Here is a 22666-nt window from a genome sequence, read left to right on the forward strand (position 1 = left end):
ATACTAGTAAGCAAATTCCCCCAAATCAGTCCAGAGGAAATATTGAAGATGTTAGACCTGAAAACAGCAGATATTACCCAGACAAGATTCTATCGGGATGTGTTTCAACTAGGAGCCAAGGAAGGTAAAGCCGAAGGTAAAGCCGAAGGTAAAGCCGAAGGTAAAGCCGAAGGTAAAGCCGAAGGTAAACAGGAGGGTGAAGCCCAGCTAATTATCCGTCAGGTTAATCGCCGATGTGGGGTATTGTCCCCCAACCAAGAAGCTCAAATCCGTTCCTTAGACCTGAATCAACTGGAGTCCCTAGGGGAAGCCCTCCTAGACTTTACTACCATTGCTGACTTAGAAGCCTGGTTAAATATTACACATCAGGAACAATAGGAATATACTAGTGCTGGTGCGATCGCCTTTAACACTACCACGGGTGCGATATAGAAGTAATTTTACCAAAAATTCAAACTACCCTAGCCACATTCAACCAGTGGCTGGAATCTCAGGTTAAGGTCAGATAAACGGATATCTGGGGAAAATTATCTCAGATGAAAAATTTGCCTCTAACATAGGCATATAGCTGAAATCTCATCCATGGATTATGCTCAAACCTCTGCGCCTATTTACCCTAGCTGGTTGCTTGGGAATGTTCACCATAGCCACTGCAATCCCCCTGCGTCTAGCCATAGCACTTCAACAAAACCCCCAGCCCCAAGCCATCTTGATGCTCAGTGGGGACAGCAGCAGAGCCCAATTCACCCGAGAAATGGCTCAAGAATTCCCTGACCTTCCCATCTGGGTCTCCGTGGGCGACCCGGAAATCCGCAGCATCTTAGGCGGACTTGACAACCAAGGGCTACAGGGAGGCGATCGCATCCAGTACGACAACCGCGCCACAGATACAGTTACTAATTTTACCACAATGGTTGCACCTTTGCAACAAAATAATATTCGCCACGTCTATCTCGTCACCTCAGACTACCATATGCCCCGCTCCCAGGCGATCGCCACTATCGTTTTTGGTAGTCAGGGAATCGCCTTTACTCCCGTCCCCGTCCCCTCCCAAAGCTCTCGGCGAGAAGCTCGCCCCCGTATCGCTAGGGACATAGGGCGCTCAGTGCTGTGGTTAGTTACCGGGCGCACCGGAGCCAGTTACAATCCCCGCTTGCAATCGGCGAGAGGGAATAGCAGATCATAACTGTGTAAATTTACTAATATATCCCCCAAATATCCCCGACTCCTGGTAATGTACAAGTGTTACGAGAAGTCGGGGATTTGATTATTAATACTTAATTTATACCAAATTTAATTTCAAAACTGTTTGATCACACTTTCACATACATAATTATGCGAATAACATATTTTCTGCTTAGTGTTTTGAAAAAAACTGTTTTTATCAAAAATATTGCCCATTTTCTCAAGACTTCCTCAAGAACAAAAAAGCATCTGATTCTCTATTTAACTGACTCTCTACTATTTTTATTGGCAATTTATATTGCATTTTGCATAAATTCCCAGAGTTTATTTCCTTTGGATATGCTGGGTAAATATCTCCCTTTTATTATTCTGCTGATTCCCGGAAAAATCCTGTTATTTTCCCTACTGGGAATGTACAAAAATGTCCTCAAGTACAGTGAATTTGCCTTTTTATACACAGCATTCAAATCAGTTATTCTGGGACAAGGAGGATTGATCATCCTGGATTTGATTTTCCGGGTCAATTTCCTCCCCATCTCTGTTCAGATATTAGATACTTTAATCACACTAATTTTAATAGTCAAAGTCAGACTCATAGCGCGATGGCTGTTATATGGTTTGAGTTCCCCCCTGAGATTAAAACAGCACTCTCAACTCAATGGCAATGTAGCAGATAGCAAGCAACTCCTGGAACCAGTAATTATCTATGGAGCGGGACAAGCTGGATTTCAACTATCCCAAGCACTTGCTCAGGATAACAACTTTGAGATTATAGCCTTTGTGGACGACAATTCACAACTATGGAAACATGCGATTAATGGCATTCAGGTTTATAGCCCTGAGAAGTTGGAATATCTAATTAATAAGTACCAGGTGCAGCTAGTACTCTTAGCAATTCCATCAGCTACCCCCAAAAGAAAGCAAAAAATTGTTGCGGAACTCAAAGCGCTAGATTTAGAAGTCAAAACAGTACCCACCCTAGCAGAAATCATATCTGGTAAAGTCTCCATTGCTCACGTGCGTCAAATTAATATAGGCGATATTTTAGGACGTGAGGAAGTTCTACCAGATCCCAAGTTACTGCGAGTCAACATCACAAATAAATCTGTTTTAGTCACGGGTGCGGGTGGTTCTATTGGCTCAGAACTCTGTCGCCAAATTGCTCAACAACAACCCCGCCACCTGGTTCTATATGAATTAAATGAATTTGCACTATATAGCATTGAGATAGAGTTACGAGAAACCTACCCTAATTTGTCTTGTTCTGCTTGTATAGGCTCAGTAACTGATGCCGAACGTCTCAAACAGGTAATTACAGAATATGATGTTGATACTTTATATCATGCTGCGGCTTACAAACACGTTCCTTTAGTGGAAAAGAACCCAGCCCAAGGGGTGATTAACAATATTTACGGTACACTAGTAGCTACCCGCACCGCCAATGAGTGTAAAGTTGAGACTTTTGTTTTAATTTCTACCGATAAGGCTGTACGTCCCACCAGTGTGATGGGGACAACCAAACGAGTGGCTGAGTTGATTTTGCAAGCTTTATCAAAACAGCCGGACACTTACACTCGTTTGATTATGGTGCGGTTTGGTAATGTGTTAAATAGTACCGGTTCAGTAGTACCCCGATTTCAGCAACAGATTTTACAGCGACAACCGATTACTATTACCCATCCCGAAATTACTCGCTATTTTATGTCCATTCCCGAAGCAGCTCGCCTGGTAATTCAAGCGGGCGCTCTGGGGGATGGGGGGGAGGTTTTCCTCTTGGATATGGGGGAACCGGTGAAAATTTACGATCTGGCGGTGCAAATGGTGAAACTCAGTGGTCTAGTTTTAGGGAAGGATATTGAGATTAAGATCACAGGGTTGCGTCCAGGGGAAAAGCTCTATGAAGAGCTCTTGATTCAAGAAGACAATATTAGAAAAACTATACATCCAAAAATTTATGCCGCCCAGGAAGCAATGATACCTTGGACAAAGCTAGAGCCATATCTGCATCAGCTATTCTTAGCAGCCCAAACAGAAGACAGAGATACTCTCTTATCTCTGCTGAAAGTGGTGGTTCCTGAATATTCCCCTCCACAGTTATCATCGCAACTGATGAGTAAATCTGCGTAGGTTTCTACATGGTTTGATAGGTAAGGGGGCGATAGATTAATTTAATACTGCTGTTGAGGGAGCATCGCCCCTTGGTTCACAAAAAAAATGGAGAGTTAACTGCCGGTTAGCCCTTTCTGGTCTTGTCCTGGTAAGCTAATGGTAACTACTCTTCTCTTTTCTTCTTCGGCTTTAGGCATAGTGAGACATAAAACACCATTTCTAAAATCTGCTTGTACTTGATCGTTCTGAATACGAGATGGTAGGGGTATTATCCTTTGAAATCTGCCATAGCGAAATTCTGAACGACGCATCCCTGTTTTTTCTTCTTTGATTTCAGATTTACGCTCACCGGTGACGGAAACTGTATCTGCTGCGACTTTAACATCTAAGTCCTGGGGTGAAATACCGGGAATTTCCATCCGCAGGGTGACTTGCTCCGGGGTTTCGTCAATTTCTGCTGGGGGTACAAATGTTAAGCGATCGCTCAATATATCCCCAGTTTCACTGGGTCCGGCAATTTGATCAAGGAGACGATTCATCTGGCGTTGCATGGTTTCTATTTCTCTAAAAGGTTCCCAGCGACTTAATACCATAATTTTTAGCTCCAATTAATTACATGAGTGAGTGAGTCACAGCACGGATTGGGGATGTGAGCACAGGGGAAAAAACGGTTTTCTAAAGACCAGAGGGAAAAGCTTCGGGTGGGTCTCCCATTTCCCAGGTCAGCAATGGGTCGTAGTCTTGAGTAGCGCCGCTTGAGGGGTGGGCGTACCCACGCACCCCATCGACTATGTTGGTGATAGTTGCATCAAGCATAGGAATTAATCTTTGAAAATTCCGGCTCACCACCCCAGGGATAGGGTTTTACACTTGGTAGATTTAGGCTGTAACTAAGTTCAGCTTAAATGTCTTCACTGCTGATTCCATCTGGCTCAGGGTGGATGATACTAGATATATGCTTGTTCCTCTAGGAAGAGGTATTTAGTTGCTCTGCTGAATAAGTGTAAAACCTATATAAATCAAAGCTTTGAGGTGGCTAAACAAGAAAATAGGTTCAGGGTTTTTGAAGGGTTTACCATCAAAAGTGTACATTTTGGGTTAAATAAATCAGAAAATTTGGGGATGACAGATAGCTGAAACTGTTCGGTGTGTTCCCCGTTCCCTGTTCCCTGTTCCCTGTTCCCTACCCCCACGAAAAGACTTTCTGTTACCAACCCTATTTAAGAATCAGTTGTAAAATCACATCCATGTCTGATCAAGTTTGGTTATCACATCTGCAAAAACACCGGGCGATCGCCGTTATCCGCGCCTCAGATATGCAATTAGCTGGAAAAATGGCTATGGCGGTCGCCTCTGGGGGAATGCAGTTAATTGAAATTACCTGGAATAGCCATCGCCCCGGGGAATTAATTAGTCAATTACGGGCAGAATTACCAAACTGTGTAATTGGTACCGGTACCCTGTTCAATGTCCAGCAACTGCAAGAGGCGATCGCCTGTGGGGCGCAATTTCTGTTTACTCCCCATGTTGATGTGGCGATGATTCAAGCCGCACTAGCCAAAGATGTCCCCATTATTCCTGGTGCTTTGACCCCCACAGAAATAGTCACCGCTTGGACTCAGGGAGCTAGCTGTGTCAAGGTGTTTCCCGTGCAAGCTGTGGGCGGGGTCAACTACATTAAAAGTTTACAAGGGCCACTCGGTCATATTCCCTTAATTCCCACTGGGGGAGTCACTCCAGACAATGCAGAGGATTTCATCCAAGCCGGGGCGATCGCTGTGGGTTTGAGCGGTCAATTATTCCCAGAACAACTGGTAAAATCTGGCAATTGGCAGGCGATCGCCTCTCACGCCCATCAACTCGTGGAACGATTGAGTAATCGTACCCTATAATACTTTAATAGCATTCTAGCACAGAAAAAATCACAAGTCAAATGCCAACTATATAATAGTTGTTCAAGTACCCGTCCGTTGCTGTATTATTGGTGTGCAATGTCTGAGTTAATTTTGTTTTGGCATCGTCGTGATTTACGTATTTCCGATAATACAGGACTAGCAGCGGCTAGGGAGCGGAGCGCCAAAATAGTAGGGGTATTTTGCCTTGACCCCCAGATTCTGGAACGAGACGATATTGCCCCAGCCAGAGTAACATACATGATTGGCTGTTTACAAGCACTGCAACAGAGATATACTCAAGTAGGTAGCCAATTATTAATAGTTCATAACAACCCCATCCAGGCCATACCAGCCTTAGCAGTGGCTTTAAAAGCCAAAGCGGTATTTTGGAACTCCGACGTAGAGCCTTATTCCCAAACACGGGATAGGGAGGTGATGGCGGCGCTCAAAGAACAAGGTATTGAATGTCAGCAAACTTGGGACCAATTGCTACACCCACCGGAAGACATTCGTACAGGTGCGAAAACTCCTTACAGTGTTTATACTCCTTTTTGGAAAAATTGGAGTAGCAGACCCAAGGCGCAGCCAGTAGCAACCCTAGAAAATGCCCTAGGATTAACAGAGACTGAGGCAGAAACTGCCAAACAAGTAGGGGTAATTGAATTACCCTCAGCCCAAGACCTAGGATATATTTGGGAGGAAGAATTAATTATTCAACCAGGAGAAGCCCCCGCACAGGCACAGTTAGAGGAATTTACTAATTATCATATCACAAAATACCAAGAACAGCGTAACTTTCCGGGAATTGATGGCACATCTACACTGAGTGCGGCTTTGAAACTTGGAGCTATTGGCATTCGTACAGTGTGGCAAGCCACCTTAGAAGCGGCAGAACATAGCCACAGCGAAGAAGCAGAAAATAGTATCCGCACATGGCAACAGGAATTAGCCTGGCGGGAATTTTATCAACACGCCATATATAACTTCCCCGAATTAGCTTCAGGTGCTTACCGCGACACCTTCAAACACTTTCCCTGGCGGAATAACCAAGAACATTTTCAGGCTTGGTGTGAAGGTAAAACCGGCTATCCCATTGTAGATGCAGCCATGCGGCAATTAAATCAAACTGGCTGGATGCATAACCGGTGTCGGATGATTGTCGCCAGTTTTTTAACCAAAGATTTAATTATCAATCCCCAATGGGGAGAAAAATACTTTATGCAGAAACTCATCGACGGTGATTTATCTGCAAATAATGGCGGATGGCAATGGAGCGCCTCTAGTGGTATGGATCCCAAGCCTTTAAGAATTTTTAACCCAGCCAGTCAAGCCCAAAAATTTGATGGGGAAGGAGAATATATTCGCCAATGGGTATCAGAACTCCGGTCGGTGGACTCAGAATATTTAGTCACAGGCAAAATTCCACCTTTAGAATTACAAGCCTGTGGTTATCCCGCCCCAATTGTAGATCATAAAGTACAACAAGCTGTATTTAAGCAGATGTATCAACAGCAAAAGGCTTGATTGACACTCCCCACCCCTAACATCGGGGGTTGTAGTAAAAGCTTATACATCAACCCCCAAAAATCATTAATTGTATGAAGAAATGATGAAATTTTGAGCATATGGAGATTGACGCTACCAATAAGCTAAACTAAGAAAGTACAGCAATTGTACAAATAAATACAAAAGAATATGAATAATCAAGTCTACGAGGTATTTGAAGCTATTGAACTTAAAGCCAAACTACTGGCTCAATGCTGGCAGAATTTTCACATAGAAATCTGCCAGCACTTACCAGATACATATCTACCGGAAATAGAAAAACTGTCCCATAACCTGGAAACAGCCTTAAATCAACTGGTGAATGAACTGCGTTATCCCACTCTTACCCTAGCTACCACAGGAACCACCAGCAGCGGTAAAAGCACCTTAGTTAATTTACTCTGCGGAGCGGAAATTGTACCAGTAGCCGTGAGTGAAATGAGTGCTGGTACTGTGACTATTGAATACAATTCCCAAAAGTCTTTAGTCATCTATGAAACCCCAGGCGCATTGTGGGAGTGTGGAGAATGGAAGGGTATTACTGAAGATAAAATTTATCAGCGTCTCTACCAGGCGATGATCACTTATATCGAAAACCGAGAAACACAACCCAACTTAGCTTGTCCACAATCTAAAATTTTTTACCCCATTAGACTTTTAAACGATTCCCAATGGGAACTACCACAAGGTACCACCGTGAGAATTCTGGATTTACCCGGTTTAGCTTACGTGGGTGATCAGGGTAACGCTAATGTGATTAAACAGTGTCGCGAGGCTCTGTGTATAGTCACCTATAACAGCGCAGAGACAGATTCCCAAAAAGTACATAGTTTACTACAAGAAGTAGTACAGCAGGTCAAAGATTTAGGCGGTTCTCCCGCGAGAATGCTATTTACTTTGAATCGAATTGATGTTTTCCGCGCTGATAAAAACTGGCCAGAAACAGAAAATCGGTTTTGTGAAAGCACCATAGCTAATATTAAAAAGGAGTTAACCCAGCAGCTAAGGGAATATTCAGAGGAAATCGAAAATTTAGAAGTAGTCAAATTAAGTACATGGCCCGCCTTGTTATCGCTGCAAATGCAAAGTTTTGATACTATTTACAGCGCTGAAGCGTGTAGAAAGGCGGATAACTATTTTAGTGTATTAATTGAAGATATATTAGAAGATTTGCCCCGCAACACTCAAAAATGGTCTGTTCACGACAAAAACAGAGTAGCGCAAGCATTATGGCAAAAATCCTATGGACAGGAATTTCACGATAACTTAAGAAAACATATTAATCAACATTTCCCCCAGTTAGTCATACCTCAAATCATAGAACGGTTTAATATAGCTGCTGGAAATGCTGTGAGAGAGTGGTCTTTACAAACAACAACCGTTATTGTTAATAGTTCTGAGGAACAATATCAACAAGAGTGCGACAAAATATCACAAACCAGGTCAGCGCTACAGTCATTACTTGAAGAAAGTGATGGACAGCTAAAAAAACTCTGCGAAGACCTAGAACTAAAAGTTAAACAGGTTTTAGCAGGGGAATCAACAGAAGACCTAGTTAATCATATTAGAAAGGTAATTGGGGAACTCCAAGCACATGCACCTTATAATCAATTAGGAGAGAAATTATTCCCCATATACGGATGCTTCCCGGAATTGAACAAGGTAATTAACCAAGTATTAGAAGCAGTTGCAAGGTCTTTAGAAACCGGAAAGGTAGATTTAGACACTCCCAAATTGAAACGAGCCAATCTATTAAGCGTGAATTTACTCTCAAAAAATTTACAGCGTTTAATTAACTTGGGTTATACAGGTTCCCTAGCTAAAGAAGGGAAAAAGATGGAAGCGAGGACAGAAGCACAGAAAAAAGAACTCAAACAGATGAATGAGGAACTCAATGAACTAGCTATACATTTAACGCTTATTTTGCAAGATGTATTAAAGCAAGTTTCCCAACAGGTGGTAGAGAAAATTTACAATTCAGTTTCTGAATTATTCCGTTGTCATTTGGCTTATATTGAAGAAAATGCCAATAATCAGGCCCCCCATATAGCCATCAAATTCCCAGAAGGACAACTGATTAAAGTTGACGCTAACCAATTGACATTTAATTTCTGCTTTCAAGCTGGTTTTCCTATTCATCAAGGAACTTGGGAAGAAGAAATCAAGGTAGAAAAAAAAGAAAGAGTCTGGTATACTTTATGGAGATGGCTAAACAATTTTTATGAAACTGAATATCAAGCCCGTTCTAGTGATAATGCGGCAATACCTAGTGTAGAAGATTTGCTGACCAGTTGGATTATTCAGTTGAAACAGCAAGAAGCAGAAATAGTCAATAAAATCGCCACTTGGTTAATCACACAAATTAATTGTTTAAAAAAAACCGTATCTCAAATTCAGGATGATATTATTGACCGTTATCAAGCCAGACTGGATAAAGCACACCAAGAAACTACTTTAGATTATGAAAAACAAAGAAATATCTGGGTACCTATGCAAGAAAAAGCTCAAAAACTCTCTGAAGATTTTGATAGCTTAGGACAAAGTTGGAACCTGAAAATTTGATTTTGCATATAAATTCAAATACAATCATATGCACCCATCAAAATTAAAAGAACTATATCAACAAGTGTATGATCAAGTGTATCCTCAGATTAAGGGTCAGAAAGTGGGAGTTCTATCTACGGTAATTTACCTGATCCTTGATTCAGATCGAACACAAGCTGATCAAATTTGTCAAGAATTGGGAATTAAAGGTAACTCTTCTTTGGAAGAAGATTTATCTATAGGAGCGGATCCTATAGTAAATAACTTAATTGAGAGCCAAAATCAGGGTCAAAATAATATAGATTGGCATATTATTATACTCATAGGTTTGGCAATTGTAGGGGTTGCTGCTGCTCTGATATTTATAGGAGCAAAAAAGCAAAAATCAAATGCTAACAGTAACCCACCCGCTACTCCTCCCCCAAAAAAGAGTGAATATGCATCTTTGTGTCTGGTTGTACCAGCATCAGTAGCAGGGAAATTTACTAACAAGAACGCTATTGATAAAGCTGAGGTAGTAGACCTTATAGATAATGCTTCCTACTTTCTATGTACTAATGAACAAAAAGCTGATAGCGTCCAGGAGAAACTAGAGTTAACCGACGAGAAGATCATAGATATAAGTGAACAAAGGGAAGTTTACATCAGAATTAACATTGCTGATGGACAAGACATGATCGGGAAGCAAATCTCATACACTTTAAAAAGTAATCTACCTGCTCATGGTCAAGGGGTGATCCGCAAAATAGCTTGTATTAAATATTTATCTGTGTCGGGTTTAGAAGGATTTAACAGGATTTAAAGGATTTACAAAAATGGATTGGAAAACAGCATCTTCCTACTATGAAACTCGTCTGAGCGATGCTTTAAATATTCAAAGACACGCTTTGAGTTTAGCTAATTTACCCCAAGCACAAGTTCCTAATAAATTAATAGAAACTCTGATCCAAGAAGCAGAACCCACCCGTCGTCAGTTGGAAAGACTGCAAAAACGTGAGTTCCGGATTGCGGTTGTGGGGTTAGAAAAAGCCGGAAAAAGTACCTTTGTCAATGCTTGGTTAGAATGCGACTTACTCCCAGCAAAGGGAGGAAGATGTACATTTACAACTACACAAATTTACTCCGTTGCAAATGAGTCTGAACAAAGACTAGAGGTACAAGCTAAAACCGAAGCTGAATTTACCAACTTACTCACGGAACTAGAAAAAGCCAACGCAAAGGAAGACCTGAATACTATCCACGCTAATCAAGCAACTTTACAGGAAGTGAGGAGGAAACGCGATCGCACTTTTCCATTTACCAGACTAGAAGATATTAAAGAACTTTTAAAAAAGTATGTAGCTGATGAAAGATACGCTCATGCTGTGTTAGAAGCAAGACTTTATACTAACAAACTTGCACAAGCTGAAGGAGTTGTTTTTTATGATGTTCCCGGTTTAGATTCAGGTTTAGCAAAACACGTTGATGAAGCACAGGAAATGTTATCAGACTGTGACGCTGTGATTTTGGTACAGCGCTTTACCAGTCTGAGAGAGAAGGAATTAGAAATCATCAAATTTACAGAACTAGGGGATAAAAACGTCACCGTTGCTGATAAACTGTTTGTGTTTCTCAGTCGCATTGATTCTATAGCTAGTCCTGAAGCACTAGAAACCCATATCCAAGAAGCATCTCAAGACTGGTCAAAACGGGCGAACTTACCTAGTCAACGTCTTGTTTCTGGTTCTGCTGGTGCATATTTGATTTTAAATAATATAGCAGAACCACAGACTAAATTAGAAATTGGTGATCCCAGTAAGATTGCATCTGATTTACAGCGATTAACTGGGATTACCGATGCAGAAAGTCTCAAAACCAATGCTACTGGTATCCCAGCTATTAAAGAGAAAATCTTTAATTATATTAATCATGAGCGTGTGAATATTTTAAAGAAACGGTGCGAAGCTTCTCTGAATAAAATCATTAGCACCTCTGAAGAAATTTATCATCTAGTTGGTCAAAAGCACCCGGAAAATACTGAGGAAGCAAAATTATTTGCAGAAAATAATCGACGAGTTTTATTTGCAGAATGGTGGAATGAAAAATGGTTAAGCATTAAAGCTGATTTACAACAATATTATGATGAGTATGTATCTAGAAACACATTAGAAAATTTAACTACTGACTCCTTACCCAAAATAGAAAAATTCCGCCAAAGATATCTGCAAGTTGTCAACAGCGAAATGCAGAAACTGCGGGAGGAAACATTGCAAAAGAAAGATACTATTTTTTTGGCTAATTCCAATCCAGAATTTGACCGGATGAAAGCTAACTTTGCTTGGCGTGATGATTTATATATTGATATTAGCAGGGTGTTATCAACAATTGCCCATGAACTTGCTCTGGAGTTAAAGAATGAAGGATTAAAGTTAGTGGAATACATGACCACTTTATTATGGGGAAGTGATCAAGTTAAAGCTAGATTAATTGAAAATTCCGAAGCTTATTTTTTATCTAAGTTAGAAAATAGTTTAAGTGTGTTATTTTTACGCTTTGCGCGTCCAGTAGCAGAGGTGTTAATTCGCGGTCCAGTTAACAGTGATACCCGCAATAAAATTGTGAAAAGTTTGGGAGTAGATATTGAAATTGTTGATAACTATTATACTGGCTTGGAACCAGGTTATAGTGTTTTGAAAAGATATGTAAAGTATGGTGCTGATTTGCTTTTTAACCCGGAAACTCGCCAAAAGGTGTTAGGGGTGACAGAGGTAGCAGCATCAAAAGATGTTCTCAGAGATTTAATTGTACCACAAGAATCCGTAACTTTTGAAGTGGAAAGTGATATTAATGCCTTTGAAGAATACTTATGTGCGGCAATTTTTGATGCAGCCAGTTTTGAGTCCTATTGTGTTCAAGAACTCAAGGGATTAGTTGATAGTTTTAGAGATAAACAAGGTACTTGGACTGGGGTGGCTATGAATGAATGGTTACAAGGAAATCCATTACTTTTAGCTGAAATTCCCCGGAGTTTGCAAGGAACAACATCTGATTTAGAGGTTAGTGAAAGATTAAAACAGTTATCTATTGCTTTAAAAAGGAGCAGTTGGGAAGAAACGCTAAAAGCAAGTTAGCATTTTTTTCTGGTAAAATGTTATACTAGCCATTGAATCATGACTGTAAACAATTATATCACAACTCCAGATGAATTCAAAGTTAAATATACAGGAAATGGCGATCGCGATCGCCGCGCAGAAAAACAACCCCACCATTTTAACCCCAGACTTTCTCAAATACAGTGGTATTGTACCCAGTGAGTGGGAATTAGCCAAAGCGCCAATATTGACCAACAGTGCAGCCCAGGTTACCTTTCAAAATGGGATTACAGTCATAGCAGACTTAAATCGGATTATTTTCGCACAACCTCTGTCTGTACAAGCACAAAAGCAAGTAGTACAAATTGCAGCCATTGCTCATAAATATATTCATACCTTACCACAAGTAAACTACAAAGGCATAAGTATCACCTTTCGGGGTCATGCGCCATTTGATAACCAAGAAAATGGAACGCGGGAATATATATACAGAACCCTGTTAAATTCCGGACCATGGCTAGAATACGGTACAACACCAGTACAAGCGTCTCTGAGGTTTATGTACAATCAACCAGGGGTACAAATGAATCTAGACATTAACGAAGCACTCCTGCAATTAGCAGAGCAAACCTCAAAAAAGGTCGTATTATTTACCGCTAATTGCTTACACCCCATCAACCAAGAAGACGAAAAACAGGGTTTAACAGCTTTAGCTCAAATCATCGATAACTGGGAAACAGACCTGAAGATGTATCAGGAAGTTGTGAATAACAAGTTCTTACAACCGCTGGATAATGTAATTCAGTTTAATCTCTAACTAAACTCGCCTAATTCCCCAAGGCTTTATAGCCTGGGGATGCAATGGTGAGCATTTAAACGCAACATCCTTGAAATATTTTTTAGTGACTACATTAATATTTGAGATTCCAGGAATATTTAGCACAGGTACTCAAAAAGTCTTATATTGCCAATAGCTACTTATTTACAATAAAAATATTGTAGTCACTAATACAATATATCAGGTGCAGCATTCATGAAATTTATGAGAACATCAGCGTTAATTCTAGCGATCGCTCCCCTAATATTTGCTATTACCGCTTGTAACAACCCAGAAGGAACAACAAACACAGCCAACAATCCCGGAACACAAACAACTCGTAATCGTTGGGATAGCATCAAAAGTCGTGGTCAGCTAATTTGTGGTGTCAGTGGACAAATCCCAGGGTTTAGCTTTGTGGAAACTGACGGTAAGTATAGTGGTATCGACGTGGATATCTGCCGAGCGATCGCATCTGCTTTATTTGACAACCCAGATGCAGTAGAATTTCGCAATCTGAGCGCCCAAGAGCGATTTACCGCAGTCCAGACAGGGGAAGTAGACGTTCTCAGCCGTAACACCACCTGGACTCTCAGTCGCGCTACTTCCATCGGTCTAGAATTTGCCCCCGTTGTCTTTTACGATGGTCAAGCCATCATGGTTCGCAAAAATAGTGGAATTAATTCCTTGACAGATATGAAAGACAAAACCATCTGTGTTCAAAATGGAACCACTACGGAGCAAAATTTAGCAGACCAAATGCGGAAACGAAACATCACCTACAAGCCCATCGTCTTTGAAGATATTAATGTGACTTTTGCCACTTATGCTGAAAAGCGTTGTGATGGGATTACAGCTGATCGTTCTGCCTTAGTCTCTCGGCGAACCACTCTACCCAATCCAGAAGATAACGTCCTTCTGGATGAAATAATTTCCTCAGAACCCCTAGCACCAGCCGTTGCTAAAGGTGACTCTGTATTAGCTAGTGCAGTGACCTGGGTAGTTTATTCCCTGATTAAAGCCGAAGAGTTGGGGATTAATTCGCAAAATGTGGAACAATTGGCTACTAGTAACGACCCAGATATTAAACGCTTTTTAGGCACAGAAGGCAACCTGGGAGAAGGACTCGGTTTAACAAACGACTTCGCCGCCAGGATAGTCAAACAGGTCGGGAACTATGCCGAAATTTACGATCGCAATCTGGGACCAAATACTAACCTGAATCTCCCTCGCAGTCAAAATCAACTATGGACAAAGGGCGGATTACTCTATTCGCCGCCGTTTCGGTAAAGGGGAAAATCACTCATGGCTAATCCCAAACCACCTATATGGCGAGATTATCGGTTTTGGAATATTGTAGCACAACTGATGGCTGTATTGTTAGCAGCAGTTATAGTGATGATTCTGTGGGGTAATCTCCACCGCAATTTGCAGCAGTTAGGCATTCAGTTAGGATTTGATTTTCTCCAGCAGCAAGCCTCTTTTGGGATTGGTGAAAGCCTACTGAATTACCAACCAACTGATACCTACACTTACGCTTTGTGGGTAGGATTAGTGAACTCATTGCGGGTGGCGATTTTAGGTATTTTCTTCACGACCATTGTAGGGATTAGTGCCGGGATAGCGAGTTTTTCTGATAACTGGCTATTGCGAAAGATTACGAGTATTTACGTAGAAATTTTTCGTAATACACCTTTACTGCTGCAATTATTATTTTGGTACTTTGCCGTATTTTTAGGTTTTCCCACAAGAGAGGAGAAAATTTCCCTCTGGGGATTTTTGGGACTCAGCCAAGATGGATTAGAACTGCCTTGGTTTACTTTATCTCCAGAGTTTTCAGCTTTATTGCTGGGTTTGGTGTTTTTCACTGGTGCGTTTATTGCCGAAATCGTTCGCGGCGGTATTCAATCAGTACCAAAAGGGCAATGGGAAGCAGCGCGATCGCTAGGACTTCCACCATTATTAATTATGCGTCTGGTCATATTTCCCCAAGCCTTGCGAGTAATTCTTCCGCCACTGACCAGTCAGTATTTAAACTTAACTAAAAATTCCAGTTTAGCGATCGCCATCGGCTACCCCGATCTTTATTTTGTCGCCTCTACCACCTTTAACCAAACCGGGAGAGCCGTAGAAGTAATGTTGCTACTGATATTGACATATCTCACCCTGAGTTTAACTATTTCCCTCACAATGAACTTATTCAACCGCCAAGTGCAGATCAAATAAGCAGAGTGCAGGGGGTAGGAAGCAATGACCAATGACCAATGACCACTATAGCAGTAACCACAAGTGTTAGGACATTTCCCCATTCCCTGTTCCCCATTCCCTGTTGCCTTAAAACCACAATTATGATGTCCTAACGTGTATGCGTAGTGCTATAACTAATGACTAAATTGACTTGGTTACGTAAAAACCTCTTTAGTAGCTGGTATAACAGCTTATTAACTGTTATCTGCTTATTACTGTTGTTTTGGACCGTATGGGGATTACTGAATTGGGCAATTACTCAAGCACAATGGGCAGTGATTTGGGTGAATTTACGTTTATTTTTAGTTGGTAGATTTCCTCAAGCCTTATACTGGCGAGTTTGGATTGTCCTGGCGATCGCTTCCACATTCAGTGCGATCACAGTGGGTGTATTCTTTAGTAAACAACAGTTGACAAAGGGCCAAGCTGCATATGCCTTGATTACCGGATTCTTGTGCCTGATTTTCCCCTGGGATTTGACATCCCGCCTGTGGTTGCTGTTGATTGCAGTTTTGCTCCTTACAGGTTTTTGGTTAGGAGGTAAATTTCATCAACTAATAGCACCTTGGCTTTCTCTAATATGGTTGTTGTCCTTCCCCGTAATTCTGTGGCTAATTGGCGGTGGATTTGGCTTACAACCGGTATCTACCAACCTTTGGAACGGTTTATTACTAACATTACTCATGGCAGTGGTTAGTATAATACTTTCCTTTCCCATTGGTGTTTTACTAGCATTAGGACGCACCAGTTATTTGCCTGTAGTGCGTTGGTTTTGCATCTGCTACATTGAAATTGTGAGAGGACTACCGCTAATTGGAATTTTGTTCTTAGCCCAAGTCATGTTGCCATTATTTCTGCCGACAGATTTGCGTTTAGATCGGTTATTGCGAGGAGTTGCGGGACTAGTATTATTTAGTGCTGCTTACATGGCAGAAAACGTGCGTGGCGGACTGCAAGCGATCCCAATGGGACAAATCGAAGCAGCAAAAGCATTAGGACTGAATACACCTTTAGTAGTAATTTTAATTATTCTCCCCCAAGCTTTACGGGCGGTGATTCCAGCAATAGTTGGTCAGTTTATTGGCTTATTTAAAGACACTTCCCTATTATCTCTGGTGGGATTGGTAGAACTCACGGGTATTTCCCGTTCGATTTTGGCGCAGCCCCAATTTCTGGGACGCTATGCAGAAGTTTATTTATTTATTGGATTAATTTACTGGATATTTTGTTACTTGATGTCCTTAGCCTCTAGACGATTAGAAAGACAATTAAATATTAGTCAATAGACCAATATTACTAATGATTCGCAATTTAGAGCCTATGTCAGAGTTACAACCAATAATTGTTGCTGAAGATGTTCACAAATGGTACGGTAAATTTCATGCTCTCCAGGGCGTGAGTTTAAATGTCAATCGTGGAGAAGTGGTAGTTTTGATGGGGCCTTCTGGTTCTGGTAAGTCAACCTTTATCCGCACATTTAACGCCTTAGAAACATACCAACAGGGAAAAATCATCATTGACGGTATTACCCTTAGCCATGACTTGCAAAATATTGAAATGATTCGGCGAGAAGTCGGGATGGTCTTTCAGCAGTTTAATTTATTTCCCCATTTAACAGTACTGCAAAATATTTCTTTAGCTCCCATTTGGGTGCGGCGGTTGACAAAGCCAAAAGCTGAAGAATTAGCCATGCAACTCCTAGAAAGAGTTGGTATTTTAGCACAAGCGCAGAAATATCCCGGACAATTATCTGGTGGACAGCAACAACGGGTGGCGATCGCCCGTGCTTTAGCGATGAAACCTAAAATTATGCTCTTTGACGAACCCACCTCTGCATTAGATCCAGAGATGGTCAGAGAAGTATTAGATGTCATGCGGAGCCTGGCTAGGGATGGGATGACGATGGTAGTAGTTACCCACGAAGTCGGATTTGCTCGTGAAGTTGCTGACCGAGTAATTCTCATGGATAGTGGTTCCCTGATTGAGTCAGCTACACCGGATGATTTTTTCACCAACCCCAAAGAAGCCCGGACGCGAAAGTTTTTAGCGCAAATTCTCTAGAATCTCTAGGGTTAGGGGGGGGCTCACAAGGGTAGGTATTTTACATTGTCGTGAGGGCAAGACTTGGGGGACAAGGAAGGACAGTGGACAAGGGAGGAAAACCCTACAAATAATGTACAATTGGTAACAAAAACTGACGCTCAACAGACCATTTTTTGTAGAAAATCTTCCTTGTCTACTTTCCCTCCTTGTCTTCGGTGGTCCTGCCTTCACAGTTAATATTAAAAACCTACCCCTGTGAGTAGGGGGGGGTTGGGTAACTCCTGGTCTGGGATTTCCGGGTCATGGAGAATAATCCGCGCATCCAGGGCGATTAACTTCTCAGAAGAAGCTAATAAAGGGTTAATGTCAATTTCTTTGATTCTGGGTTGTTCCACAACCAGACGACTAAATACTACCATGAGTTTTTCCAGAGCCGCTATGTCAATACTTTTGCGCCCCCGCACCCCTGTAAGTGCTTGATAAATTTGTGTTTGTTCTATCATCCGCCGCGCCAAGGTAGTATTTAAAGGAGGGAGGGCGATCGCGTAATCCTTAAACACCTCAGCTAATTGACCCCCAGTACCAAACAGTAAAACCGGTCCAAACTGAGCATCCACACTGCTACCAACAATTAACTCATAACCAGTGGTTTTTACCATCGGTTGCACAGTCACCCCTAAAAAATCTTTCTCCTCCACTTGCTGACGAATTAAATTATAAGCCTGAGTTACAGCTGTAGAGTCCATTAGGTTTAACTGCACACCTCCCACATCAGTTTTATGGGTAATAGTGTGGGAAAATAACTTTAACACCACGGGATAACCAATAGTTTCGGCGCATTTAACCGCCGCTGCTGGACTGTAAGCCACCTCTGTGGGCACTATATTAATACCATAGGACTGCAAAATCTGCTTTGACTCCAACTCCGTTAAAATCTGGCGTTGGGCTGTTCTAGCAGCTGCAATAGTTGCTTCTACAGTTTTATAGTCTGGGCTTCCCGTGGAAGAATCAGACACTACCGGGGTTTCATAGATACCACGTAAATTGTAACTCGATTGCCACATATAACAAAACATCCGAGCGGCAGTATCAGGATAGGGGTAAGTAGGAATATGGTGTTTATTTAAAATCATTTGTCCTTCTGCTACCTCCCCTCCCCCCATCCAACTAGCCAGGATGGGAACCGGTTTAGTTTTTACGGTTCGACTCCGCTCACCGACCACAGATGTTTCCTGGAACTCCTGGACACAATCCGCCAACATCTGGGCTGTTTGAGTCGGGTCTGTCATCGCTTGGGGGGTGAGGATGACTAATAACCCGTCGCTCTGTGGGGTATTTAAAGCCACTTGTAAGGCTTGGGAGTACCGCTGTGGGTCTGCATCCCCCAGGATATCAATAGGATTACCCAAAGAACTATGGGGCGGTAGTATTTTTTGTAACTCTGCTTGAGTCTCCCTGGGTATGGGGGCAATCTCTCCCCCCGCTGCAATTAAAGCATCTGTAGCTAATACCCCCGGACCCCCTGCATTAGTTAAAATTGTCAGCCTTGGTCCACAAGGGCGCGGTTGTTTTGCTAACAGTTCCGCCATATTAAATAGGTCAGAAATACTATTCACACGCAAGACCCCACAACGGCGAAAAGCTGCATCTAGCACCTCATCACTCCCAGCCATAGCACCGGTGTGGGAAGCAGCAGCTTGGGCTGCGGCCGCTGTTCGCCCGGACTTAATCACAATAATGGGCTTAGTTAGAGCCACTTTCCGAGCCGCACAGAGGAAGGAAGCAGCATCCCCAATGGACTCCATATAAATAATAATACTTTTAGTCTCCGGGTCATCTCCGAGATAATCTATTAAATCTCCCCAACCTATATCCACCATAGACCCTAGGGAAACGAAGGCGCTAAAGCCGACATTTTCCCGGAAACTCCAATCTAAAATAGCAGTACACAGAGCGCCGCTTTGACTAATAAAGCCCACATTTCCCCCACGGGCGATTTTACTAGCAAAGGTAGCATTTAAACCAGTCAGGGGAGCCATGACACCTAGACAGTTAGGGCCAATAATGGGGATTTTACCTTGGCTAAGTGCTCTAATCTCCTGTTCTAAAATTACTCCCTGGGTGCCAATTTCCTTAAAACCGGCGCTGAGGATAATTGCACCCTTAACCCCCGCTGCTACACATTGCTTGATGATACCGGGAACTGTGGGGGACGGGGTAGCAATTACAGCCAAGTCTATGGGTTCAGGTACATCAAAGACAGTAGGGTAAGCTTTAATCCCCAAAATACTATGATGTTTGGGGTTAATGGGAAAAACAGTACCACCAAAGGGGTTACTAATCAAGTTCCAGAGTAGGGTACGTCCTACACTCTGTTTTTTTTCACTCGCGCCAATTACTGCTACAGTCTTGGGTTTAAAAATAGCATCTAGGGGGTTTTGCTTTTCCGTGGGGTGAAGCCTTGAACTGGTTCTGGGTAGTGAATTTTGCATAGGTAAATCAATCGGTACTCTTGGTGGTTGAGGGTGTGAAATTGAGAAGGGTAGAAATTTTTGCTAATGCGATCGCACATCCAGCTTGAGCGACAGCTGAGAATTTATGGCCGAAATCAACATTAACTGCAGGAATTTTTACCCACCAAGACCGGGGGGAACAACCATAAACCGCCTGGGTAAAAGTCAGAAGAGCGGGAGGGTTACCGGTGTGTGTGGTGATGATGTGGTCGGAGTTGGGTGTAATTAATTCTAGTTCCACTTGAGTGCTGTGGGTGGTCAAACAAGCATCAATAAAAATTGCTAAATCGACATTAGCTAAAATATCCGCTAGTTCTGGGGTGAGTTGGTGAACCGCTATAGTTTTTACCTGCTCTAACTCCATTGATTGTAAAGCCTGGGCTACCCATATCCCTACACCGTCATCACTGCGTAACTGGTTACCGTAACCAATAATAACAATCTTACTTGCTGTCATATAACTAAGAGTTTGTTTGATAGGTTTTTAACGGGTAATTTTTATCTTGGGGAGCAGGGAACAGACAAAAAAACAATATCTGTTGTTAAACGCAAAGGGGCGCAAAGGTACGCAAAGGTACGCAAAGGTTTATTTTTTATGGCTTTGTAACGCTTTCTTTGGTGGCGATCTGCTTACAGTAGCGCTTCGCTATCGCATTTAACATCGCCTCTTGTATCCCCCCACAGATACCTGATTTCTGGAGAAATTATACATAGCTATACTTAATTATGTCAGAAGTCGGGGATCTTGCAGCTACTGCCCGATGGCCATGAAAGAACAGCTTATTAAAATTCCTGAGTGGTAGGATAAAGTCCGGGCGGCGATCGCTAACCTCGATGCCCAGGAGAAGATATAATTTTATTAACCTTTTCTGTTGTTGGGGCGGACAGTAGTCCTTCCTCTATATTTCCGGTAATAACTTAACAGCCCAAGTCAACCTGTTCAGGGGTCTGATGGGTAGATTAAAGCATGGCATAAGCTCAAAGATTATGTTCCTTTGGATTAGACACACTCAAACAAGTTTTTGGAATGAAATACCCTTGAATTGTGGTTGTCTTGGTTAATATAAGCTGCGTTAATATAAGAAATCTTTTTTGATTAATATATAATTGCTGATACATATACCAATTATATTTGGTGACCATATCCAATGTATTGGTATATTTCCTGATACGATTAAAACATTTATAATCATTTGTATAGCATCATATGTTAAAATAATTGCTAAAGTTAAAGCAAAGCTATTATATTTTACTCTCGGTTGTAAATTAATGCCAATGCTTGCACCTAAAAAAGTAAATATAGTACAGGAAATTGCAAGAGTAAAGTTTTTGTAGATGTGAACCTGTAATTTAAGAAAATTTTTGCGGTCGCCGGCTATACGAATAATAGATAATCTTTGATAAGCTTGAAAAAGATTCAATTCTCTATTGTCAAGACCTTCTTTATCTATATGTAACTGTAAATATAAATTAGGTAGATATAAATACAAGTTTTCAAACTTTGTACTACTATGATAATATCCATCTGGATTAATTAAAGTTCTAGTTCCATAATCAAAATAGCAGTATCCTTTATTTTGATTGCATTCTGCCATATCAGAATTAATAATTACCTTCAATTTATCCTCACGTCTAATTAATAATATAGGTTTTTCCATTCTGCTATCTTTTATTTTTTCCGTATACAAGAGGTATTTTAAATAATTATTTTCATTTTTGGTTTTTAATTCAAGCTTACCAGGAAAAAATTGTTTATAAAAAGCATCTGATTTTATAAAGTTGCGTCTATCAAAACCCAAGGAAGTTTCTAACAAAATAGCAGCATTATAATTTGCCGGTGGAACAATAATTTGATTAATTACAAAAAGTATAACAGTTAGACATAAACCAATGATTATAGATGGAACGATTAGTCTATATAAGCTTGAACCACAGCTTCGTATTGCAATAATTTCACTGTTATTAGATAGCTTTTGGTATGTAAAAATTCTTGCCATCATACCGGAGATTGGTAAAGCTAAAACAATGAACTCCGGTAATTTAAGAAAGTGAATATAAATAAAAATATCAAAGGGTAAATTATCTTGTATTAAGAAGAATTTAATTTGCTCAAATGAAATACCAATTGATTCGGCAACAATAGTAACTACAACAATACTAAACAATAGAGGTCGTGTATTTTCTGAAATCAAATAAGTGTCTAGTATTGGTATGTGGAGTAAAAACTTGTTTTTTTTCATAGATTAAGTGTTATCCTAAACTCTACCAGCTAACTTAATATAATATTAGTGTTGAATAAGAAAATACTTTGATGGTGTGACATCAAGCTAATTTAAAAAAACATTAAGTATTATGACCAAATCTTGTATACTTAGAATTACTGATGCAAATTTCCTTAATACCTTAATATAGGTTGTCTTGAAATAAAAAATATTGCGTTTATTCTCTTAGTCATTAGTGTAGCAGGTTTAATTACCTCGTGTGGAGGCAATGTATCCGGATCTTGTAATACTCCCGGTGATAGAGCATCTGATGGCAGTCGCTGCGGTGGTAGAGCGGCTAGTGTACGTTAGGGTGGAAGGTAAAAATCAAATTCTGATATTAAAATCCCTGGGTGGCAAGATAAAGTCCGCGCTGCGATCGCGGAAGTGATAGCTAAAGAGATATAATCTTTTTTTGTTGTTTACAAGCGGAGGG

The 22666-nt window shown here is 41.2% G+C and carries 19 protein-coding genes; 14 read left to right on the forward strand and 5 right to left on the reverse strand.

The genetic code is table 11. The annotated features are described in order from the left end of the window. The 3 genes from PN447_RS03360 to PN447_RS03370 all read left to right on the forward strand — a co-directional run. Positions 1 to 378, forward strand: a 378-nt coding sequence (locus tag PN447_RS03360; protein WP_271760815.1) for a DUF4351 domain-containing protein, incomplete at its 5' end; no start/stop codon positions are given. A gap of 211 nt (positions 379 to 589) precedes the next feature. After that, the gene (locus PN447_RS03365) at positions 590 to 1186 is read left to right on the forward strand and encodes a YdcF family protein (protein ID WP_271760817.1); all 597 of its coding nucleotides are present in this window, start codon (positions 590 to 592) and stop codon (positions 1184 to 1186) included. A 149-nt stretch (positions 1187 to 1335) separates the two neighbouring features. Next, complete coding sequence (locus PN447_RS03370) at positions 1336 to 3312, forward strand: polysaccharide biosynthesis protein (RefSeq protein ID WP_271760819.1); 1977 nt, start codon at positions 1336 to 1338, stop codon at positions 3310 to 3312. A gap of 95 nt (positions 3313 to 3407) precedes the next feature. Here PN447_RS03370 and PN447_RS03375 read toward each other — a convergent pair whose 3' ends face one another. Next, positions 3408 to 3887 carry an Hsp20/alpha crystallin family protein gene (locus tag PN447_RS03375; RefSeq protein ID WP_271760821.1) on the reverse strand — a complete coding sequence of 160 codons (480 nt, stop codon included), beginning with the start codon at positions 3885 to 3887 and terminating at the stop codon, positions 3408 to 3410. Between the two features lie 82 nt (positions 3888 to 3969). Beyond that, on the reverse strand, positions 3970 to 4110 hold the full coding sequence (locus PN447_RS03380; RefSeq protein WP_271760823.1) for a hypothetical protein: 141 nt from the start codon (positions 4108 to 4110) through the stop codon (positions 3970 to 3972). A gap of 431 nt (positions 4111 to 4541) precedes the next feature. Between PN447_RS03380 and PN447_RS03385 the strand changes: the two genes are divergently transcribed. From PN447_RS03385 to PN447_RS03430, 10 genes are all read left to right on the forward strand, one after another. After that, positions 4542 to 5186, forward strand: coding sequence for a bifunctional 4-hydroxy-2-oxoglutarate aldolase/2-dehydro-3-deoxy-phosphogluconate aldolase (locus PN447_RS03385; RefSeq protein WP_271760825.1), 645 nt, complete (start codon positions 4542 to 4544; stop codon positions 5184 to 5186). Between the two features lie 99 nt (positions 5187 to 5285). Then, the gene (locus PN447_RS03390; RefSeq protein WP_271760827.1) at positions 5286 to 6713 is read left to right on the forward strand and encodes an FAD-binding domain-containing protein; all 1428 of its coding nucleotides are present in this window, start codon (positions 5286 to 5288) and stop codon (positions 6711 to 6713) included. Positions 6714 to 6884: 171 nt separating this feature from the next. Next, a complete protein-coding gene (locus PN447_RS03395; RefSeq protein ID WP_271760829.1) occupies positions 6885 to 9296 on the forward strand; it encodes a dynamin family protein in 2412 nt (803 codons plus the stop codon). 28 nt (positions 9297 to 9324) lie between these two features. After that, positions 9325 to 10080, forward strand: coding sequence for a hypothetical protein (locus PN447_RS03400; protein ID WP_271760831.1), 756 nt, complete (start codon positions 9325 to 9327; stop codon positions 10078 to 10080). Between the two features lie 13 nt (positions 10081 to 10093). Continuing rightward, positions 10094 to 12388: a dynamin family protein gene (locus PN447_RS03405; protein ID WP_271760833.1), complete on the forward strand. Its 2295-nt coding sequence runs from the start codon at positions 10094 to 10096 to the stop codon at positions 12386 to 12388. 70 nt (positions 12389 to 12458) lie between these two features. Next, positions 12459 to 13166 (forward strand): hypothetical protein, encoded by a 708-nt coding sequence (locus tag PN447_RS03410; protein WP_271760835.1) that lies wholly within the window; start codon positions 12459 to 12461, stop codon positions 13164 to 13166. A 225-nt stretch (positions 13167 to 13391) separates the two neighbouring features. Further along, the gene (locus PN447_RS03415; protein WP_271760858.1) at positions 13392 to 14456 is read left to right on the forward strand and encodes an amino acid ABC transporter substrate-binding protein; all 1065 of its coding nucleotides are present in this window, start codon (positions 13392 to 13394) and stop codon (positions 14454 to 14456) included. A gap of 15 nt (positions 14457 to 14471) precedes the next feature. Further along, positions 14472 to 15392, forward strand: coding sequence for an amino acid ABC transporter permease (locus PN447_RS03420; protein ID WP_271760837.1), 921 nt, complete (start codon positions 14472 to 14474; stop codon positions 15390 to 15392). Positions 15393 to 15550: 158 nt separating this feature from the next. Next, positions 15551 to 16699, forward strand: coding sequence for an amino acid ABC transporter permease (locus tag PN447_RS03425; protein WP_271760839.1), 1149 nt, complete (start codon positions 15551 to 15553; stop codon positions 16697 to 16699). Positions 16700 to 16733: 34 nt separating this feature from the next. Next, positions 16734 to 17474: an amino acid ABC transporter ATP-binding protein gene (locus PN447_RS03430; RefSeq protein ID WP_271760860.1), complete on the forward strand. Its 741-nt coding sequence runs from the start codon at positions 16734 to 16736 to the stop codon at positions 17472 to 17474. Positions 17475 to 17695: 221 nt separating this feature from the next. On the opposite strand, the gene PN447_RS03435 is transcribed toward PN447_RS03430, so the two are convergent. From PN447_RS03435 to PN447_RS03445, 3 genes are all read right to left on the reverse strand, one after another. Continuing rightward, positions 17696 to 19948 carry an acetate--CoA ligase family protein gene (locus tag PN447_RS03435; protein ID WP_334311074.1) on the reverse strand — a complete coding sequence of 751 codons (2253 nt, stop codon included), beginning with the start codon at positions 19946 to 19948 and terminating at the stop codon, positions 17696 to 17698. Positions 19949 to 19955: 7 nt separating this feature from the next. Next, positions 19956 to 20426, reverse strand: coding sequence for a hydrogenase maturation protease (locus PN447_RS03440; protein ID WP_271760841.1), 471 nt, complete (start codon positions 20424 to 20426; stop codon positions 19956 to 19958). A gap of 616 nt (positions 20427 to 21042) precedes the next feature. Continuing rightward, positions 21043 to 22209: an LptF/LptG family permease gene (locus PN447_RS03445; protein WP_271760843.1), complete on the reverse strand. Its 1167-nt coding sequence runs from the start codon at positions 22207 to 22209 to the stop codon at positions 21043 to 21045. 250 nt (positions 22210 to 22459) lie between these two features. Here PN447_RS03445 and PN447_RS03450 point away from each other — a divergent pair, with 250 nt between their 5' ends. After that, the gene (locus PN447_RS03450) at positions 22460 to 22621 is read left to right on the forward strand and encodes a hypothetical protein (protein WP_271760845.1); all 162 of its coding nucleotides are present in this window, start codon (positions 22460 to 22462) and stop codon (positions 22619 to 22621) included. Positions 22622 to 22666 lie beyond the last annotated feature (45 nt).

This window comes from Anabaena sp. CS-542/02 (genome assembly GCF_028331085.1).
In the GTDB taxonomy this organism is placed as follows: Bacteria; Cyanobacteriota; Cyanobacteriia; order Cyanobacteriales; family Nostocaceae; genus Anabaenopsis; species Anabaenopsis arnoldii.

Bases quoted from the DNA above. Each gene is read 5' to 3' on its own strand.
- PN447_RS03415 (WP_271760858.1), top strand. From the start codon at position 13,392: ATGAGAACATCAGCGTTAATTCTAGCGATCGCTCCCCTAATATTTGCT.
- PN447_RS03420 (WP_271760837.1), top strand. From the start codon at position 14,472: ATGGCTAATCCCAAACCACCTATATGGCGAGATTATCGGTTTTGGAAT.
- PN447_RS03450 (WP_271760845.1), top strand. From the start codon at position 22,460: ATGTATCCGGATCTTGTAATACTCCCGGTGATAGAGCATCTGATGGCA.
- PN447_RS03380 (WP_271760823.1), bottom strand. From the start codon at position 4,110: ATGCTTGATGCAACTATCACCAACATAGTCGATGGGGTGCGTGGGTAC.
- PN447_RS03440 (WP_271760841.1), bottom strand. From the start codon at position 20,426: ATGACAGCAAGTAAGATTGTTATTATTGGTTACGGTAACCAGTTACGC.
- PN447_RS03390 (WP_271760827.1), top strand. From the start codon at position 5,286: ATGTCTGAGTTAATTTTGTTTTGGCATCGTCGTGATTTACGTATTTCC.
- PN447_RS03375 (WP_271760821.1), bottom strand. From the start codon at position 3,887: ATGGTATTAAGTCGCTGGGAACCTTTTAGAGAAATAGAAACCATGCAA.
- PN447_RS03370 (WP_271760819.1), top strand. From the start codon at position 1,336: ATGCGAATAACATATTTTCTGCTTAGTGTTTTGAAAAAAACTGTTTTT.
- PN447_RS03385 (WP_271760825.1), top strand. From the start codon at position 4,542: ATGTCTGATCAAGTTTGGTTATCACATCTGCAAAAACACCGGGCGATC.
- PN447_RS03445 (WP_271760843.1), bottom strand. From the start codon at position 22,209: ATGAAAAAAAACAAGTTTTTACTCCACATACCAATACTAGACACTTAT.
- PN447_RS03410 (WP_271760835.1), top strand. From the start codon at position 12,459: ATGAATTCAAAGTTAAATATACAGGAAATGGCGATCGCGATCGCCGCG.
- PN447_RS03435 (WP_334311074.1), bottom strand. From the start codon at position 19,948: ATGCAAAATTCACTACCCAGAACCAGTTCAAGGCTTCACCCCACGGAA.
- PN447_RS03430 (WP_271760860.1), top strand. From the start codon at position 16,734: ATGTCAGAGTTACAACCAATAATTGTTGCTGAAGATGTTCACAAATGG.
- PN447_RS03425 (WP_271760839.1), top strand. From the start codon at position 15,551: ATGACTAAATTGACTTGGTTACGTAAAAACCTCTTTAGTAGCTGGTAT.
- PN447_RS03365 (WP_271760817.1), top strand. From the start codon at position 590: ATGCTCAAACCTCTGCGCCTATTTACCCTAGCTGGTTGCTTGGGAATG.
- PN447_RS03400 (WP_271760831.1), top strand. From the start codon at position 9,325: ATGCACCCATCAAAATTAAAAGAACTATATCAACAAGTGTATGATCAA.
- PN447_RS03405 (WP_271760833.1), top strand. From the start codon at position 10,094: ATGGATTGGAAAACAGCATCTTCCTACTATGAAACTCGTCTGAGCGAT.
- PN447_RS03395 (WP_271760829.1), top strand. From the start codon at position 6,885: ATGAATAATCAAGTCTACGAGGTATTTGAAGCTATTGAACTTAAAGCC.